16 protein-coding genes are annotated in these 16,154 nt (G+C 56.6%); 4 read left to right on the top strand and 12 right to left on the bottom strand.

Annotated elements, in window-relative coordinates:
• Positions 1–31 precede the first annotated feature (31 nt).
• The 6 genes from A6F49_RS12085 to nth form a co-directional block, all read right to left on the bottom strand.
• Positions 32–466 (bottom strand): type II secretion system F family protein, encoded by a 435-nt coding sequence (locus tag A6F49_RS12085; protein ID WP_052505025.1) that lies wholly within the window; start codon positions 464–466, stop codon positions 32–34.
• The gene (locus tag A6F49_RS12080; RefSeq protein ID WP_052505026.1) at positions 463–1,086 is read right to left on the bottom strand and encodes a type II secretion system F family protein; all 624 of its coding nucleotides are present in this window, start codon (positions 1,084–1,086) and stop codon (positions 463–465) included. Before A6F49_RS12080 ends, A6F49_RS12085 begins: the two co-directional genes overlap by 4 nt.
• Positions 1,083–2,291 (bottom strand): TadA family conjugal transfer-associated ATPase, encoded by a 1,209-nt coding sequence (locus A6F49_RS12075; RefSeq protein ID WP_082911766.1) that lies wholly within the window; start codon positions 2,289–2,291, stop codon positions 1,083–1,085. The genes A6F49_RS12080 and A6F49_RS12075 overlap by 4 nt, the downstream gene beginning before the upstream one ends.
• A complete protein-coding gene (locus tag A6F49_RS12070; protein WP_150119486.1) occupies positions 2,288–3,157 on the bottom strand; it encodes a hypothetical protein in 870 nt (289 codons plus the stop codon). The genes A6F49_RS12075 and A6F49_RS12070 overlap by 4 nt, the downstream gene beginning before the upstream one ends.
• Positions 3,158–3,260: 103 nt before the next feature.
• Entirely contained in the window at positions 3,261–4,067 is an 807-nt protein-coding gene (locus tag A6F49_RS12065) for an NUDIX hydrolase (RefSeq protein ID WP_052505027.1), read from the bottom strand.
• Between the two features lies 1 nt (position 4,068).
• On the bottom strand, positions 4,069–4,851 hold the full coding sequence (gene nth, locus A6F49_RS12060; RefSeq protein WP_043058868.1) for an endonuclease III: 783 nt from the start codon (positions 4,849–4,851) through the stop codon (positions 4,069–4,071).
• A gap of 195 nt (positions 4,852–5,046) precedes the next feature.
• On the opposite strand from nth, the gene A6F49_RS12055 reads away from it, so the two are divergent.
• Positions 5,047–7,026 (top strand): acetate--CoA ligase, encoded by a 1,980-nt coding sequence (locus A6F49_RS12055; protein WP_043058869.1) that lies wholly within the window; start codon positions 5,047–5,049, stop codon positions 7,024–7,026.
• A gap of 81 nt (positions 7,027–7,107) precedes the next feature.
• Here A6F49_RS12055 and A6F49_RS17385 read toward each other — a convergent pair whose 3' ends face one another.
• The 3 genes from A6F49_RS17385 to A6F49_RS12045 all read right to left on the bottom strand — a co-directional run bounded on the left by A6F49_RS17385 (position 7,108) and on the right by A6F49_RS12045 (position 10,219).
• On the bottom strand, positions 7,108–7,263 hold the full coding sequence (locus tag A6F49_RS17385; RefSeq protein WP_082911765.1) for a methionine/alanine import family NSS transporter small subunit: 156 nt from the start codon (positions 7,261–7,263) through the stop codon (positions 7,108–7,110).
• Positions 7,260–8,888, bottom strand: a complete 1,629-nt coding sequence (locus A6F49_RS12050) for a sodium-dependent transporter (RefSeq protein WP_067605798.1) — start codon at positions 8,886–8,888, stop codon at positions 7,260–7,262. Before A6F49_RS12050 ends, A6F49_RS17385 begins: the two co-directional genes overlap by 4 nt.
• Before the next feature lie 149 nt (positions 8,889–9,037).
• On the bottom strand, positions 9,038–10,219 hold the full coding sequence (locus A6F49_RS12045; protein ID WP_161485816.1) for a MarP family serine protease: 1,182 nt from the start codon (positions 10,217–10,219) through the stop codon (positions 9,038–9,040).
• A gap of 316 nt (positions 10,220–10,535) precedes the next feature.
• On the opposite strand from A6F49_RS12045, the gene A6F49_RS12040 reads away from it, so the two are divergent.
• Positions 10,536–11,213, top strand: a complete 678-nt coding sequence (locus A6F49_RS12040; protein WP_043058870.1) for a Crp/Fnr family transcriptional regulator — start codon at positions 10,536–10,538, stop codon at positions 11,211–11,213.
• Between the two features lie 89 nt (positions 11,214–11,302).
• Here A6F49_RS12040 and A6F49_RS12035 read toward each other — a convergent pair whose 3' ends face one another.
• Together A6F49_RS12035 and A6F49_RS18235 are read right to left on the bottom strand one after the other, a co-directional pair.
• The gene (locus A6F49_RS12035) at positions 11,303–11,767 is read right to left on the bottom strand and encodes a RidA family protein (RefSeq protein ID WP_043058871.1); all 465 of its coding nucleotides are present in this window, start codon (positions 11,765–11,767) and stop codon (positions 11,303–11,305) included.
• Positions 11,768–11,778: 11 nt separating this feature from the next.
• A complete protein-coding gene (locus tag A6F49_RS18235) occupies positions 11,779–11,946 on the bottom strand; it encodes a hypothetical protein (RefSeq protein WP_162840621.1) in 168 nt (55 codons plus the stop codon).
• A gap of 70 nt (positions 11,947–12,016) precedes the next feature.
• Here A6F49_RS18235 and A6F49_RS12030 point away from each other — a divergent pair, with 70 nt between their 5' ends.
• Positions 12,017–14,302, top strand: a complete 2,286-nt coding sequence (locus tag A6F49_RS12030; protein ID WP_043058872.1) for a transglycosylase domain-containing protein — start codon at positions 12,017–12,019, stop codon at positions 14,300–14,302.
• Positions 14,302–15,261, top strand: a complete 960-nt coding sequence (locus A6F49_RS12025) for a metallophosphoesterase (protein WP_052505030.1) — start codon at positions 14,302–14,304, stop codon at positions 15,259–15,261. Before A6F49_RS12030 ends, A6F49_RS12025 begins: the two co-directional genes overlap by 1 nt.
• On the opposite strand, the gene A6F49_RS12020 is transcribed toward A6F49_RS12025, so the two are convergent.
• Positions 15,255–16,154: a phosphoribosylaminoimidazolesuccinocarboxamide synthase gene (locus A6F49_RS12020; protein WP_043058873.1), complete on the bottom strand. Its 900-nt coding sequence runs from the start codon at positions 16,152–16,154 to the stop codon at positions 15,255–15,257. The two genes, A6F49_RS12025 and A6F49_RS12020, sit on opposite strands and share 7 nt — an antisense overlap.

Here is a 16,154-nt window from a genome sequence, read left to right as displayed (position 1 = left end):
GGTTGCCATATTTAGTTATGAGCCTGGGTGGTCATCCTGGCAGCAGCGACAGCACCATTGGAATGATGCCTAGCAAAATAAAACTGGGCAGCAGGCAGATGCCGGTGGGCAGTACAAGGCGGATGGCCAGTTCTTGAGCAAGTTGTTCTGCCAGACGTTTGCGGTTAGCCCGCAGCGCGGTGGCTGCTGTAGTCAGCATGTGTGCGGAGGGAACTGCCGAAGAGTGCACAAAGCGCAGTTCACGAGCAAGGACAGTCAGTTGTGGGTCTTCTACGGTGTCCTGCCATGCGGTGTCCCAATCGAGTCCCACTAAGAGTTTCTGCGCGACGTCAGTCAACGGTGAGCATCCTGGCAAGTGTCGTCCGGTAGCGGCCAATGCCGCAGGTAGAGAGCTGCCTGCCGCAAAGAGCTGCGACATGACATCAAGGACCAGTGCTGGATCTGTGGTGCTGTGGAAATTTTTCATGGCTCTTGAGCCGTTCGAATCATGCGAGCGCTCCAGCGTCTTCCGATCACGGCTAAACCGGCTCCAGAAACCAGCAATACCCACCCGGTAGGGGTGGTCAACAGCTCTTCCAGTGATGCTCCGAGCATGTGGGCTAGTCCGATGCCGGCAACCGGAAGCCAGGCCAATAGACTGGCGGTTGCTCGCGGTCCTGCTGAGGCTGCTTCGCGAGCCTGATGTGCGTCTTCACCGGCTTCGAGAGCATCGGCGAGACGGTACAGGATGGTGGCCAAAGACATGCCGGTGTCTTGAGCCAGCGTGAGCGTAGCGGAAAGTTGCTGCCATCCTGCTGGTTCACTTGGCGCGGTGATGTGGGTGAAGTAGGGTTCACCCAGTAGCGCGGCGGTATGTTGGGTTGCTAAGACGTGGTGCATGCAGCATTTGGGGTTTCGTGTATCGGGTGCGGGTGAGGTTGCGCAGGGACTGTGGGCGTCGGCGACTTCCGGCCAGAGATGGCTTAGGGGCCGGCCAGCAGACAATAAGGCTGCCGCTTGGCGGATGACGGTGATGAATTCAGCATGTTGTTGTGCGGCACGGCGTTTTGCCGTCACCAGATTTGCCACGGCTTTGAAGGGATTCATGCTGCCTCCTGTTGGGCCAAGCCGTCCAATAATGCCAGTCCTGGGCCTTCGATAACCTGGTGGCCAATAGTCTGTAGTACGGGCACCAGCGGCAGATGAGTGTCTTGGCTGGCTTTGGATAGCAGTGCCGCTTCGGCTGGATAGCGTTGCCCATGTTCATCTCGGTGTAAGTGGAGTACCACGTCAATGGCCGAACGAATTTGTGCTGCGGCAGTGACTGGGTCCAGTCCGGCAAGAGCTGCCATGGCGTTGAGTCGTGCAGGCACATCGCCAGCAGAGTTTGCGTGGACGGTACCGATGGCTCCGCGGTGACCGGTGTTCATAGCTGAGAGAAATTCGGCGACTTCTGCTCCGCGGCATTCACCGACAATGACGCGGTCTGGGCGCATGCGCAGCGCTTGTCGAATCAGAATGGGCAGACCAATGCCGCCTTGGCCTTCCGTGTTTGGATCTCGGGTGGCAAGCCCGACGACATGTGGGTGTCGAATATCGAGTTCAGGGGTGTCTTCGATGGTGAGTATGCGTTGGTCGGGATCGACCGTGGCTAATAGTCCGGCAAGGAGGGTCGTTTTCCCGGATCCGGTTGCCCCGGAGATGAGAATATTGGCGCGATGATGCATCAGGTGATTGAGCACGTTGAGCCACTTTTCGGCGCTTGGCCATTCTGCTGCCAGAGCTTCTACGGTGGGTTGGGTTCTAGATGGCAACCGGATGGACAGTTGTGGACCGGCAGTTGCGATCGGCGGTAGAACGGCGTGGACCCGTGCGTTGCCAATCTGAACGTCACCAAAGGGCATGCCTTCGTCCAATCGCTTGCCACCCTGTCCAAGTAGTCGGACTGCCAGTGCACGCGTCGTTTCTGAGGCCAGCACGGTTTGTGTTCGGTGTAGCCCAGCGCCAGTGTCGGTCCATACCTTGCCATGACCATCGACGATGATGTCGGTTGTGGTCGCATCGCGAGCAAATTCGGCCAGCGGCCCCAGTCCGAGTAAATCATCGAGCAAGTATTGCATCGAACGTGATGCTTGGTTGGTCGAGGCGACTGACACGTGCTTAGCAACAGCCTGAGCCACGAGCCCAGCAGCGGGCTGGGACGGTTGGTGAGTACGGTCGGTTGCAGGTTTGAGCCGGGCCGCCAGCCATTGTTTGGCAGCAGTCAGCCCGCCGGTCTTTGGTGGAGGTTTGGGTACCCATCCGCGTGTCATGTCGCATCACCTCGTTGCATCCAGCGCCGCATCCCGGCACGGCGTCGGGTGTTGTGCATAATGAATTCAAAGTCTCGGCGGGTTCCATACGGTGGGATGTCGTGGGAGAAGTAATTAATGCGTTTATGCGGCGTCAGGTCGACATAGAGCGGGCGGGCACCGTCGTCGATATGAATGACACGGCTTCCGGCTGCAGCCAGCCGCTGTGCCAGGAACAGATCTGCTCCGCAATCGATGACGGCGTGGGCAAAGTGGTATTTTGCAGCCTGGAGCGTCTCGGGCAAGAGCACTGAGTTCAACGGGTTGGCTCGGTCAACCTGCAAAAGCATCGTCACGCCCTCCCAGGTTGGCGCATTGAGCATGTAGATGTGCGGCGACGGCATCTCAAGATCGAAGGTTAAAATATCGATGGCATCATCAGTGGCCTCGAGAATGCTGCGCGATAGAGCTTCGGTAGCATCGGCATCGATCAGGACGGCACCCTGGTCTTGGTAGGCGTACGCCATGGCAGCTGCCAACATCTTGAAGCGTTCAGAACCGGTCTGCACGAGGGCCCACACCGTAGGGTCGACAGAGCGCGGAAAACAGGTGGTCACCAGCCAGTGCTCAAATGTGGCTTCGTGATCCGGATAGTGCCACTGCTTGTTATCGGCGACGATGGTGCTGCCGCTGACTTGGATGGTGGCAGCATAGGGCGCATCGTCGGCGTCTGCGAGCTCAACAATGTCCATACCCAGCGCAGCGATGACCGCATAGACAAAACGTGCGGCGTCGTCGCTGGCACTGCTGGTATCCACCAGCACCCGCATCAGAGTAACCGGTGGGGCTTTCTTACCTGGGAGAAATCTTCGTTGCGTGGTTGCCATGCATCCAGCATCAAATCATTGCATGCAAAGCGGTGGGTGTTCGATTCGAACTGTGGAAAACAGGCGGTGTGCTTGCCGGGGTGTGGACAGTGTCTGGAGCGAATTATTTTTGACCGGTAAGGTCAACTTCACTGTGGTCGGGATCGAAGTAAGCGGCCGGGACGGGTTTGGTCGCGTCCCATCCGGTGATGTCGATCTTGTACCGAGGATCCCAGGGCTCGGCCCAGCCGAGGAGTTCCAGGACTCGGTCTAGGATCATCGCAGTGAATCCCCAAACCAGGGTGCCGCCGACGGTGAAAGCTGGAGTGCCAAAGCGTTGTTTAGCGGATCGGTCGGTGGCCACCGCCGTGACGCGGAGTTTTGGATCAACCAGATCACCCACCGGGACACGGAAGACCCTGGTAGCTTCTTCGGTGGTGACCATTTCGTTGGGGTGTTGCCACCACCCAACCACGGGGGTGACTCGGAAATTGGAAATGGGCAGTGGTAGTTCGGGAAGTTTGCCCAACGGAATGATGCCGTTGGGGTCGACGCCGGTTTCTTCTTGCGTTTCTCGTATTGCGCAGGCGATTTCGTCGTCGTCTTGAGGTTCTAGACCGCCACCGGGAAAGGAGACTTGTCCAGGATGGTTTCGTAATGCCATGGAACGCTGTGTCAGCAATACATCAAGTTCTTGGGGCACGATGGTGCGCCGAAAGGTGGCCGGTCGGTCATCCATTGAGCCGAAAAGTAACAGCACGGAGGCCTGTCGCGGGTCGATGAGGTCGCTGATGCGAAATGGCCAGGTCGAGTTGTACTCTGGCAGGGTCGCTGCAGGAGACACGGTGACGCGATTGGCGATATCAGGGTGCACGGTGCCGTGGGTGTGTACCAGGGCGAGTAGGTCTGCGAGCGCGCCGTCGAGTTGCATGTTAGATCTCCCAAATATAGCCGTCGGCCCGTAGTTCGGCGCGAGTGGCACCGTTGACCAAGGCTTGGTGAATGTGTTCGCGACCGGGGGCGAGCTCATAGGCCAGCAGTTCTTTGGCGGCCTGCGGGTTAATTTCGCCGATACCTGCCGAAGGGCACCATTTGGCAACCGGGCAGGCACCACAAGCGGGACGTTTGGCGTGACACACGCGGCGGCCAAGGAAAATGACTCGATTGGAAACTTCGGTGTAATCTTTGGGCTCAAACAGCGCTGCGATATCGCGTTCCACGACATTCGGATTGGTGGAATCGGTCCAACCAAAGCGATTCGATAACCGAATGACGTGGGTATCGGTGGTAATACCCGGGACTCCGAATACGTTGCCTAACACGACAAAAGCCGTCTTTCGTCCGACGCCGGGCAGCTTGACGAGTTCGTCCAAGGTGCCGGGGACTTCACCGTCATGGTCTTCGATGAGTGCCTGAGACAGTCCCAACAGCGCGCGAGCTTTATTTTTATAGAATCCAGTGGACCGAATGAGTTCTTGTACTTCGACCTCGGATGCCTGGGCCATCGCGTATGCATCGGGAAAACGTTCGAATAATGCGGGAGTGACGGCGTTGACGCGAATGTCAGTGGTTTGAGCGCTCAGCACCGTAGCAACCAACAGCTCGAAAGCGTTGGTGTAATCAAGTTCCGCGTGGGCATATGGGAAGACCTCTCCGAGCACGCGGAAGATCTTGCGGGCGCGGCGCTTTTTGGCCAGCGGCGTCTCATTACTCACGGTGGTCCTTTCCTTGCATCGTTGTGTCTTATCCTAGGCCGCGCAGCGAGGTCGGCGTCGAATCGGTGCGGATAATAGCGTAATGACCGCTCATCGTGACAACCATGACGTTCAGCGCAAGATGAATTTGAATGGCTTGACCAAAACTCCTACCATAACCCTAGATGTGACGACGATCACGACCGAAGGAGCCTCATGGTCACCACACACGAAATTGCCACACAACAACGAGCACAAGAGCTCTATGCACAAGCCGATAAGAACCACCTGGATTACTGGGCGTCCCGTTCTCGCACCGAAGTGCACTGGGATACCCCGTTTACCGAAATCCTCGACTGGTCCAATCCCCCATTTGCACGATGGTTTGCCGACGGGACAACCAATGCATGCTACAACGCGGTGGATCGTCACGTCGCTGCCGGCAACGGGGACCGAGTCGCCCTGTATTTCGAAGGGGAACCGGGTGATTCCCAGGCCGTAACCTATGCCGAACTGCTCGATCGCGTTTCCCAGACTGCCAACGCGCTGGAAGCGCTGGGCGTGACCAAGGGCGACCGGGTGGCCATCTACCTGCCCATGTTGGTCGAGGCAGTTGTGTCGATTTTGGCGTGTGCTCGCATCGGGGCGGTGCATTCGGTGGTCTTCGGGGGTTTCTCGGCCGAAGCGCTACGCTCGCGCATCGATGACGCTGAGGCCAAGGTGGTCATTACCGCCGATGGTTCGTACCGCCGTGGCAAACCGAATATGCTCAAGCCAATTGTCGACGACGCGCTGGCCAACAACGGTCACACCGTTGAGCATGTGCTCGTGGTGCAACGCAATGGTGAGGACATCAACTGGGTCCAGGGCCGCGACCGGTGGTTCCACGACGTCGTTGATGCACAACCAACGACTCATGAACTTGTGTGGCATGAGGCCGAACATCCGTTGTTCATCCTCTACACCTCCGGTACCACCGGCACACCAAAGGGCATTCTGCACACCACCGGCGGATACCTGACCCAGGTCACTGCCACCGCACGCGACACCTTTGACCTGCAACCTGAGACCGATGTCTTCTGGTGCACCGCCGATGTCGGCTGGGTGACTGGACACTCCTATATCGTGTACGGCCCAATGTCGAATGGCGCCACCCAGGTGATTTATGAAGGCACCCCGGATGCTCCGCATCGCGGCCGCTGGTGGGAGATCGTTGAAAAATACGGTGTCACTATTCTCTACACCGCACCAACTGCGATCCGTGCGGCCATGAAGTGGGGCAGAGATATTGCAGATCGTTATGATCTGTCGTCGTTGCGGTTGTTGGGCTCGGTTGGCGAAGCGATCAACCCGGAGGCCTGGTACTGGTACCGCGAGGTGATCGGCCAGAATAATGGTGCCGGCACCGTGCACGAAGATGGCACTGTCACGCCTGGGCCGCGCCAAACCGACCCGGTGGCCATCGCTGATACCTGGTGGCAGACTGAAACCGGCGCCCACATCTTAACTCCGCTACCTGCCCTCACCGCCGAGCAGCTCAAGCCGGGCTCCGCCCAGCGAGCCGTTCCCGGTATAGCCGTGGATGTTGTCGATGAAGAAGGCAACACCATGCAAGACACATCCCAGGGTTTCTTGGTCATTCGTGAGCCTTGGCCGGCCATGGCCCGTACTATCTGGGGCGATAACCAGCGCTTTGTTGACACTTACTGGTCGCGCTTTGACGGCATGTACTTTGCCGGCGACGGCGCGCGCTTCGATGAAGACGGCGACATTTGGTTGTTGGGTCGTGTCGACGACGTTATGAACGTCTCCGGCCACCGGTTGTCGACCACCGAGATCGAGTCCGCGCTGGTTGCACACCCACTGGTTGCTGAGGCCGCCGTCGTCGGTGCTGCCGATGAAACCACCGGTCAGGCAATCTATGCATTTGTCATTCTGACCGAGGAATCAGACGGTGTCGCACCCGATGAAGCCGAAGCGAACCTGCGTGAGCACGTCGCCTCGCATATCGGTCCGATCGCTAAGCCTCGCAGAATCCTGATAACCAGTGACCTGCCGAAAACACGCTCGGGCAAGATTATGCGCCGTCTACTCAAGGACGCCGCCGAGGGCAAGACTCAGGCTGATACAACAGCACTGGCAACCCTGGCCGACCCGGCGGTCATGGAAGAAATCCTCAACGGGATGCGTGGCTGACCGCTCAAGGCTTCTCGACCAACGCTTCGGCCCACAACCAAACCGGTTGTGGGCCGAAGCGTTTTTTATAGGAGTGCAGGTCTAGAGGGTTTTACCACCCAGGATTTCTTCTTCGGCTTCGGCGAATTCTCCAGAGACTTCATCCGGGTGACGTTGCAGGTTAATCATCGCAAAGACCACCCCACCGAAGACGGTGACGCAGGCGATGACCATCATGACTATGGCGATGGGGCTCATGGTGTAACTCCCTGTTCTGGTTCTGTTGTGGAAGCATGTTTACCCAGTGGCGGATCGGTGTCATCAAGCGGGTACTCGTTCGATGATTGTTCGGTGTATAGCGCTGAGTTTTTCGGCCATGGAATCAGGCTCAAGATGATGGCGATGACTATGATTCCAATGGCCATGCCCCAACCAAACGTATTGACGTACCACTCTGGGTAGCCTCCGTAGGGTTCCTCAGCCGTAGATTGGTTGAGGAATTCGGTGATGAGCATGTAGCCAAGGACTACCGGCAGCACGATGGCCACCAGGATCTTGTAGACAGTGCCGAGTCGGAAGGATGAGACCTTGTTGAGGTGCGCAACGACACGGTTGAGCCGGCGCAGCAACCATGCGACAACGACGACCGCAACGAAGGCTGCCGCTACGATGCCAAAGTTGTTGACGAAGTAGTCGAAAGTATCCAGCAGGGCGAGCCCTGACGTTGTGCCGAATCCAAACAGTGAAACCAGTGCGAGCAGAGTTCCTACGGTCCAGACCACCGTGTTTCGAGACCATCCGGTCTTATCTTTGATGGCGGAGAAGGTGACTTCCAGAATTGAAATCATCGACGTAAACCCGGCAATGAGCAATGAGCCGAAGAACAAGATACCGATGATTGGCCCCAGGCCGAGTGGCGCTTGGGAGATAATTTCTGGAAACGCCACGAACGCCAGCCCGATACCGGAAGTTACGACTTCACCGATCTCTAGCCCGGCTGCTTGGGCCATGAAGCCCAGGGTGGCAAAGACGCCGATACCGGCTAAGATCTCAAAGCCAGAGTTTGAAAAGGCAACCACCAGGCCGGAAGAAGTCAGGTTGGTGCGTCGTTTCAGATAGGACGCGTACGTGATCATGATACCGAAACCTACGGACAGCGAGAAGAAGATCTGGCCATAAGCCGCGATCCATACACTGGGGTTGAGCAGGGCTTCCCAATTCGGTGTGAAGAGCGCGTCGAGGCCTGAGCTCGAGCCCGGCAATGTTAGCGCAATAACGATTAGGACGAGGAACATCAACACAAGCAGTGGGATCCCGATAGCCGAGGCTAATCCAATACCTCGACGTACGCCAAAGGCCAGGATGAGTAGCGTAGCCACCCAGATAATCAGAAGCGGCCAGAATACACCCGGAACGAGTTCGAAGTTGAGTGCCGGCGTTTCTGACATTTGCAGGTATTCTTCGAAGAAGTATGCGTTGGGATCATCTCCCCATGCTTCTGTTGCGGAGAAAAAGATGTACATCGTGGCCCAGGCCAGAATGGCTGCGTAATAGATACCGATGATCACACAGATCATTGCGTGCCACCAGCCAACAGCCTCGGTTCTCTTATTGAGTCGACGGAAGGTCAGCGGTGGGGAACCTTTGAACCGGTGGCCCAGTGAGTAGTCGAAAAACAACAGTGGAATACCGGCAGATAGCAGCGCGACAAGGTACGGAATGATAAACGCGCCGCCGCCGTTTTCGTAGGCGATGTATGGGAAGCGCCAAATATTGCCCAGCCCGATTGCAGATCCCATGGCCGCCAAGATGAATATCCAACGACCACCAAAATCTTCGCGCACTTGGGTTTTTGTGGGCGCAGAAGTTACTTGAGAGGACATTTCTACCCCTTTAGAGCAGACGATGTGAGCAGAAGTCACTATATGACTTGTGTCACCAAGATTACGCCTTGTCAAGCATTAGAACAATATGTCCGACACAAACAGGCACGGCTTGACTTGGGAGTTGAGCTGCTCCTGCCAGAGCCTGCTTATTCCAACCAGTGTCCGGTAGACACCGGCTGCGATAAATGAGGGGCTTGATTGATCACGTCAGCAATTTCATCATGCGACATCGCATAGCCAATATCGGCTTCAGAGGCACGTGCAAAAATCACGCCAGCGACCGTGCCATCTTCTCCGACCAATGCACCCCCGGAATTGCCCTGACGTACTTCAGCAGCTAGCTGGTACACGTCGCGCAGCTGGGCATTTTCATCGTAAATGTTCGCTACAGTCGCCGGCCCATGAGCCTGGATTTCAGCGCCGAGGATTTGGTGTGGCCCACCGGATGGGAATCCTAAAACAAACGCCGGTTCACCAGGCTCGAGGGCTTCTCCAAATTCGACAACTGGCAGTTGTGCACCAGGTAGGGCAATGATCGCGATGTCGATGTCCGGGTCGAACGCTACGACCTGACCGGTAAATAACTGCCCGTCGAAGGATTCGACTTGCGGTGCTTCGACCCCTGCAACCACGTGGGCGTTTGTTACTACTCGATCGCCGGTCACCGCGAATCCGGAACCGGTTTGGCTCTGACCGCATTCATAGGCACTTCCTGTGATTCTCACCGACGATACGCTAGTTTCGTGCACTTCGTTCGTGGGCTCAATCGCGGTCTTTTCAACTTCTGGATCTGCGGTGTCTGCCAAATCCAGTTCGGGAAGTTCTGAAGAATCTAGGATGGCTGCTCGAACATCAGCGACCCAGATGCGCGCGCTTTCTGGAGTCAACGTCGTCGTAAAGGCGACGATCCGTGAGTTCTTGAGCACGCTGGTGATTCCGGGGACCCCAACACTGGAGATCGAAAACGCGACCAGCGAAATAATGAGTCCAGCAATGGCCGTATTGGCCACGGCGCCTAAAAATTTATCGACGGTTCGCATCACCGGATGGCTGATATGTAATCGCAACCGGCGCCCAATCTTGCGACCGATCGCCATGCCGAACCAGATCAGAAACGCGGTCGCTGCCACCATGGCAATAATCCGGACGACGCCGGCGGGTACCAGTTGAACAATGAGCGGCATCAAAAACAAGCCACCCAGCACGCCTGCAACTGCGCCTGCCACGGTGCCCATCGAGATCCAAAACCCGCGACGAAAACCGATAATAATAACGATGATGAGGACAACGATTAACGCCCAATCAAGCAAGGAAAGCGCTATGATCACCCACCGTCCCATCCGCTGTTATTATTGGGTAGTTACTGTGATTTTAGCGTAGCTGCTTTCTGCCGTCTTATGCCCGAGGTCTCGAATACGTCGTCATTCGGTTGATTTTTGGTCTATCGTAGAAGAATATTTCGCTGCTGGTTGTGACGATTTCCACATCTCTTTCTACATTAGATAGAATTGGCTGGAAACCCATGTCGAAACGCACTAACATTTGTGTGCCCGATCCGGCATTCATCGGCACTTCACCAACAGTGACCAAGTTCCGACAAGTTTGAGTTCGGCCCATAAGGCCAGTAAGGAAATCTTTACCACCATGGATCTAGACGTATTGCGCAACGCACCCCTCTTTACACACCTTGACGATGAGGTGTTCAGCGCGCTGACCGCGGAGCTGACCGAAGTTGAATTGTCCCGCGGTGCCTCAGTTTTCCACGAAGGCGATGACGGCGATCAGCTGTACGTCATTCTGACAGGCAAAATTAAACTCGGTCGCACTGCCCCAGACGGTCGCGAAAACTTGCTTGCCATTCTTGGCCCAGGCGAAGTCTTCGGCGAAATGGCGCTGTTCAACCCAGCCCCACGTTCGGCTTCAGCAACTGCGGTTTCTGCGACCAGCCTTGCCGGCCTACGCCATGAAAACCTGCGAAAAGTCATCTACTCTTCGCCTGAAGTTTCCATGCAGCTGCTCGGTGCTCTGGCCCGCCGCCTGTCTCGGACCAACGAGTCCTTGGCTGACCTGGTCTTCTCAGATGTCCCAGGACGCGTCGCCAAAGCTCTGCTAGACCTAGCTGATCGCTTCGGCCGTCCAACCGCTGACGGCCTGTTGGTCGCTCACGACCTGACCCAGGAAGAACTGGCTCAGCTAGTCGGTGCATCTCGTGAAACCGTCAACAAGGCTTTGGCCGAATTCGTCCAGCGTGATTGGCTGCGCCTCGAGAACCGCGCCGTCATCATTCTGGATCTGCAGCGTCTGCGCCAGCGCGCACGCTAAGCACGTATACCGTTTTAAACCACTGCCGGGCTGAAGAAATACATCTTCAGCCCGGCAGTGGCTTAACTCAGCGAATCAATCTCAACGTCCTAATCTTGGACTTTGACAATCATTTCTACTTCCACTGGGACGTTCATCGGGAGCATGGCTACGCCGACGGCCGAACGTGCGTGCTGACCTTTCTCTTGGAAAATGTCAGCGAGGAATTCGGATGCGCCGTTGATCACGATGTGCTGCTGATCGAAATCGGATGCTGAGGACACAAACCCGACCACCTTGGTGATCTGGGTGATCTTATCCAAGTCTCCGACTTCAGCTTTGATGGCGGCAAGCGCATTCAAAACACAAATGCGCGCGCAATCGGCGGCGTCTTCAACGCTGACGTCCTGACCGACTTTGCCTGTACCTGCAGGTTTGCCATCGACCATCGGCAACTGGCCAGAAGTATAGATGCTGTCACCATCACGCATGGTGGGCACATAAGCGGCCAGTGGTTTGCCGACGGCAGGCAGGGTGTATCCGGCTTCTTCAATACGCTGTTCGATAGCGGACATGGGGCTCCTTCTTATTCCGATTTGGGTCGTTTGAGATAGGCAACGGGCGCATTACCGTCCGGACCTGGGATAACGGTGACAAGCTCCCAACCGTCGTCACCCCACTGATCGAGAATTTGTTTCGTGGCATGAATCAGCAAAGGAATCGTGGCATATTCCCACTTTTGTTTATCACTCATGCGTTAACCGTATCTTGCGCCAAGAGCTTTGGAACAGATTTGATCTTGTGCTTCGTAGTAGACTGCCGGCATGGCCAAAACGACGTCCTCAGGATCTAGTGTGCTCAAAAGCAATCCCGTGCTGTCAAAACTGCTCGCCTTTTTCGGTATTTCCGCGCTGTTGGGAGCTCTAGGGGCTGGCATGTTGCTACCCGCTGGCATGCTCGCCGGCGCGGCATCTCAAGTCGGCACCGAAATGCTGGATCAGCTACCCGCCGAGCTCAATGAAGAGCCACTGTCCATACCGTCGGTCATCCTCGACCAGGACGGCAATGAGATCGCGACCTTCTACGCTGAAGACCGCACCCCGGTTGATCTCGAAGATATTTCGCAGCACATGATCGATGCGATCATTGCCATTGAGGACGAGCGCTTCTATGAGCACTCCGGTGTTGATGGCCAAGGGCTTGCACGCGCCGTCGTCCACAACGTGACGTCCGATACCCAGCAGGGTGCGTCGACGCTGACTCAGCAGTATGTCAACAACGTGCTGGTCAACTATCAGAACCTTAACGGCTTACGCACGACCGTGTCTGGTACTAAACAGATTCCGGATAAGATTCGCGAGATGAAACTTGCGGTGGCCGTTGAAAAGGAGATGTCCAAGGATGAGATCCTGGAAGGCTATCTCAACATCGTGCTCTTCTCCGGCCGGACCTACGGCGTGGAATCTGCTGCCCGATATTTCTTTGATAAGTCGGCTGCTGAACTGAATATTCCCGAGTCAGCCCTGCTGGCTGGGCTTGTACAATCGCCGAACGCGCTGAATCCAGAAACCAACCCAGAAGGTGCAACACACCGTCGCAATCTGGTGTTGGGTAACATGCGCAATCAAGGCAAAATCACAGAAGAAGAATATGATGAAGCTGTCGCTTCTGAAGTCACGCTTGATTTGAACCCACTGCCGTCGGGCTGTTATTACGCCAAGGATGGTTTCGAATACTTCTGTGACTACATCCAGCGGTCAATCCTCGCCGACCCTGCTTTCGGCCCGGATCGTGAATCCCGTCAGCGCATGCTGGATCGTTCCGGTCTAGAGATCACCACGACACTGGATTCTGAGCTGCAAGAAGCTGCTGTAGAAACCGCACGCCGCAACGTTCCTGCCGGTGAAAACGAAGGAGTCGGCTCGTCCATCGTGACGGTCCAGCAAAACACAGGCAACATCAAAGCGATGGCCCAGAACACCGACTACGAGGTCGGCGATGATCTGAGCAACGGTGAAACCTCGCTGAACTTTAACGTCGACAAGGACTGGGGCGGCGGTCAAGGCTTCCAGCTGGGTTCAACGCTAAAACCGTTCGTTGCGATGGCCTGGATCGGCTCTGGAAAATCAATGCGCGACCGAGTCGATGCTTCCCGAAATAACTATGACGGCGCCCGTTTCCCTGCCTACTGCCTGCCCGGCGGGCATGCGCGCATTGGTAGCGACGGCTGGCGACCAAAGAACGCTATCGCTGATATGCATAAACCAATGCGTATGGACTACGGCCTGTACTGGTCGATTAACACAGCCACAATTGCTGCGGCCTATAACACCGACCTCTGCGCCATTACCGATATCACCGACGCCGCCGGTATCACCGATGCGGAGAACAACGAAGGTCTGGATCCTTCCAACCCATCATTCGCTCTGGGTGCATACAACGTTTCCCCACTCACCATGGCATCCGCGTACTCGACCTTGGGTTCCGGCGGCACGTACTGTGAACCACGTGCCATCGAATCGATCGTTGACGCCGATGGCAACGAATACACCGTTCCGCCGATCCAGTGCTCCCCAGGTGCGCTGAACCCGGAGAACATCAAAGAGCTCAACAACACGTTGACCGCCATCGCTAGTGAGCGTATTTCGCAGGGACGTCTCAACTTCCCGATCGCAGGTAAGACCGGTACGAACAACTTCGAATCGTCAACATGGTTCATTGGGTACACTTCCGAGCTTGCAACGGCTTCATGGGTTGGTAACTACCTGGGCAACGGCCAGGATTACACCCTCCGCGGCAAAACCATCGGTGGACGCTATTTCCAGGACGCATGGGGCTCGCTGATTGCCGGACCTATGTGGGTTGATTTCATGGAGGTAGCCGGACCGAAGTACGGTACCGATGCCTTCCCGAAGTTTGACGGTCCAACCGGTAATCCGAGAGACTACAGCGCTGGTTCGTCCGGCAGTTCGAATTCTGGCTCAAATTCGGGTTCCGGCTCGAACTCAGATTCGGATTCCGGTTCGAACTCCGATTCAGATTCGGATTCCTCGAATGAATCCGATGACAACGATTCGGGTGACAATGACTCGTCAGGAAATGACGACTAGTGTCTAAGTCACGTTGGTGGCCGCGTCGGATACTGTCCGGCGCGGCCAAACTTTTCACTCTGGGTACCGTCACGGCGGTCTCGGCCACACTATTTGGTGTGACTTCAGCACGTCAATTTGGCATTCGTTATGAAACGATCCCGATACTGCCGGCTGGCCAGGCCCCGCTACGCATCCTACATGTGGGTGATATGCACCTGGTTGCTGGTGATCGGACCAAGATCGATTTTGTGCGCAGCCTGGCGGCGACGCAGCCCGACCTCGTGGTCAATATCGGGGATAACCCCGGTGGGGTTGATGCCATAGCTGACGTGCTGCATGCCCTTGAACCACTGCTTGAATTTCCAGGGGTATTTGTTCCCGGGTCGAACGACTTCTTTGGACCCCGGAACGCCAATCCCCTACGCTATCTCCGAGCGCCCTCAACGACCACACGCCCTGAGGAGCTCCGCAATGCTATTGATACGCGCAAAATATTTGACGGTTTCACTGCACGGGGCACCTGGCATCGGGTCGACAATCGTGCCGTAACACTACAGGTCAGTGACGGGATTGAGATTCAGGTGGCAGGTACACACGATGCGCATATGCAAGCCGATGATTGGCCAGGATTTCCGAGCGCACAAGATACCAACCCGTTATTGAAGATCGCGGTGACCCATGCCCCCTACCGACGAGTACTCGATGCCGCGGTGGCCGACGGCGCCGACCTCGTGTTAGCGGGTCACACTCACGGCGGGCAAGTGGCCCTGCCCTCCTATGGCGCGATAGTGTCGAACTGTGATTTGCCCACCGGCCTGGCGTCGGGCAGCTTTCCCTGGCGCAGCGCCGGACGCACTGCGCTGATCCATGTCACCGCCGGGATCGGGGCCTCTCCCATGGTGCCTTTGCGCACGTTCTGTCCGCCGGAAGCCGTGGTCCTAGATCTGGTCCCGGCGGATCAGACAACTGCTTACTGAAATGCCCGCCCGGTCAACCGGCGGTAGGCCTCGCGGTAGCGTTCAGCGGTCTTTTCAACGACGTCAGCAGGTAATTCCGGTGGAGCTGTATCGGTAGTGCGATCCCAGCCGGAAGCCTCCGAAGCGAGCCAGTCACGTACGAACTGTTTATCAAACGATTCCTGAGATGTGCCTGGCGCATAGGCCTGGGCATCCCAGAAACGGGACGAGTCCGGCGTCAGCACCTCATCACCCAGGGTGATCACACCATTTTCGTCAGTACCGTATTCGACTTTCGTGTCGGCCAGAATAATTCCGGCCTCACGCGCAATGCGCTCCGCAGTGGTATAAAGCTGCAGAGTCTTCTCCCGAATGTCCTCGGCAGCAGACTCGCCGATGCGTAAGGTCATTTCTGCAAAGCTGATGTTCTCATCGTGCTCCCCGACTTCAGCTTTCGCCGACGGGGTGAAGATTGCAGGATCCAGTTTTGACCCATCAACGAGTCCCTCGGGAAGCGGGATCCCGGTGACTTCACCGGTCTTGCGGTACTCCGCGAGCCCGGAGCCGGTGAGATAACCTCGGGCGATAGCCTCGATCGGGAACATGTTGAGTCGTTTGACCACCATCGCACGTCCCGCAACTTCGGCCGGCACAGCTGTTGAGACGACGTGGTTTGGCACATCGATTTCGTCGGCCAAGCGTTCAAACCACCATAGCGACAGTTGCGTCAGGATCTTGCCCTTGTCCGGAATGCCGGGGTCCAGGATGTGGTCAAAGGCCGAGATTCGATCCGTTGCCACAACTAACAGCGTCTGGGAGGTTCCTGGCTGCGTGTCTGCAGGTTCATAGAGGTTGCGAACCTTCCCGGAGTAGATGTGGCGCCAACCGGGCAGGGACGTTGCGATATCGGTCAT

It is taken from the genome of Enteractinococcus helveticum (genome assembly GCF_001657475.1).
Classification (GTDB): domain Bacteria; phylum Actinomycetota; class Actinomycetes; order Actinomycetales; family Micrococcaceae; genus Yaniella; species Yaniella helvetica.
This window is presented reverse-complemented; position numbering and strand designations above follow the sequence as displayed.

Excerpts from the sequence above, each read along its gene's own strand:
- A6F49_RS12085 (WP_052505025.1), bottom strand. The coding sequence starts at position 466 with ATGAAAAATTTCCACAGCACCACAGATCCAGCACTGGTCCTTGATGTC.
- A6F49_RS12080 (WP_052505026.1), bottom strand. The coding sequence starts at position 1,086 with ATGAATCCCTTCAAAGCCGTGGCAAATCTGGTGACGGCAAAACGCCGT.
- A6F49_RS12075 (WP_082911766.1), bottom strand. The coding sequence starts at position 2,291 with ATGACACGCGGATGGGTACCCAAACCTCCACCAAAGACCGGCGGGCTG.
- A6F49_RS12070 (WP_150119486.1), bottom strand. The coding sequence starts at position 3,157 with ATGGCAACCACGCAACGAAGATTTCTCCCAGGTAAGAAAGCCCCACCG.
- A6F49_RS12065 (WP_052505027.1), bottom strand. The coding sequence starts at position 4,067 with ATGCAACTCGACGGCGCGCTCGCAGACCTACTCGCCCTGGTACACACC.
- A6F49_RS12055 (WP_043058869.1), top strand. The coding sequence starts at position 5,047 with ATGGTCACCACACACGAAATTGCCACACAACAACGAGCACAAGAGCTC.
- A6F49_RS17385 (WP_082911765.1), bottom strand. The coding sequence starts at position 7,263 with ATGAGCCCCATCGCCATAGTCATGATGGTCATCGCCTGCGTCACCGTC.
- A6F49_RS12050 (WP_067605798.1), bottom strand. The coding sequence starts at position 8,888 with ATGTCCTCTCAAGTAACTTCTGCGCCCACAAAAACCCAAGTGCGCGAA.
- A6F49_RS12040 (WP_043058870.1), top strand. The coding sequence starts at position 10,536 with ATGGATCTAGACGTATTGCGCAACGCACCCCTCTTTACACACCTTGAC.
- A6F49_RS12035 (WP_043058871.1), bottom strand. The coding sequence starts at position 11,767 with ATGTCCGCTATCGAACAGCGTATTGAAGAAGCCGGATACACCCTGCCT.
- A6F49_RS18235 (WP_162840621.1), bottom strand. The coding sequence starts at position 11,946 with ATGAGTGATAAACAAAAGTGGGAATATGCCACGATTCCTTTGCTGATT.
- A6F49_RS12030 (WP_043058872.1), top strand. The coding sequence starts at position 12,017 with ATGGCCAAAACGACGTCCTCAGGATCTAGTGTGCTCAAAAGCAATCCC.
- A6F49_RS12020 (WP_043058873.1), bottom strand. The coding sequence starts at position 16,154 with ATGACCGATATCGCAACGTCCCTGCCCGGTTGGCGCCACATCTACTCC.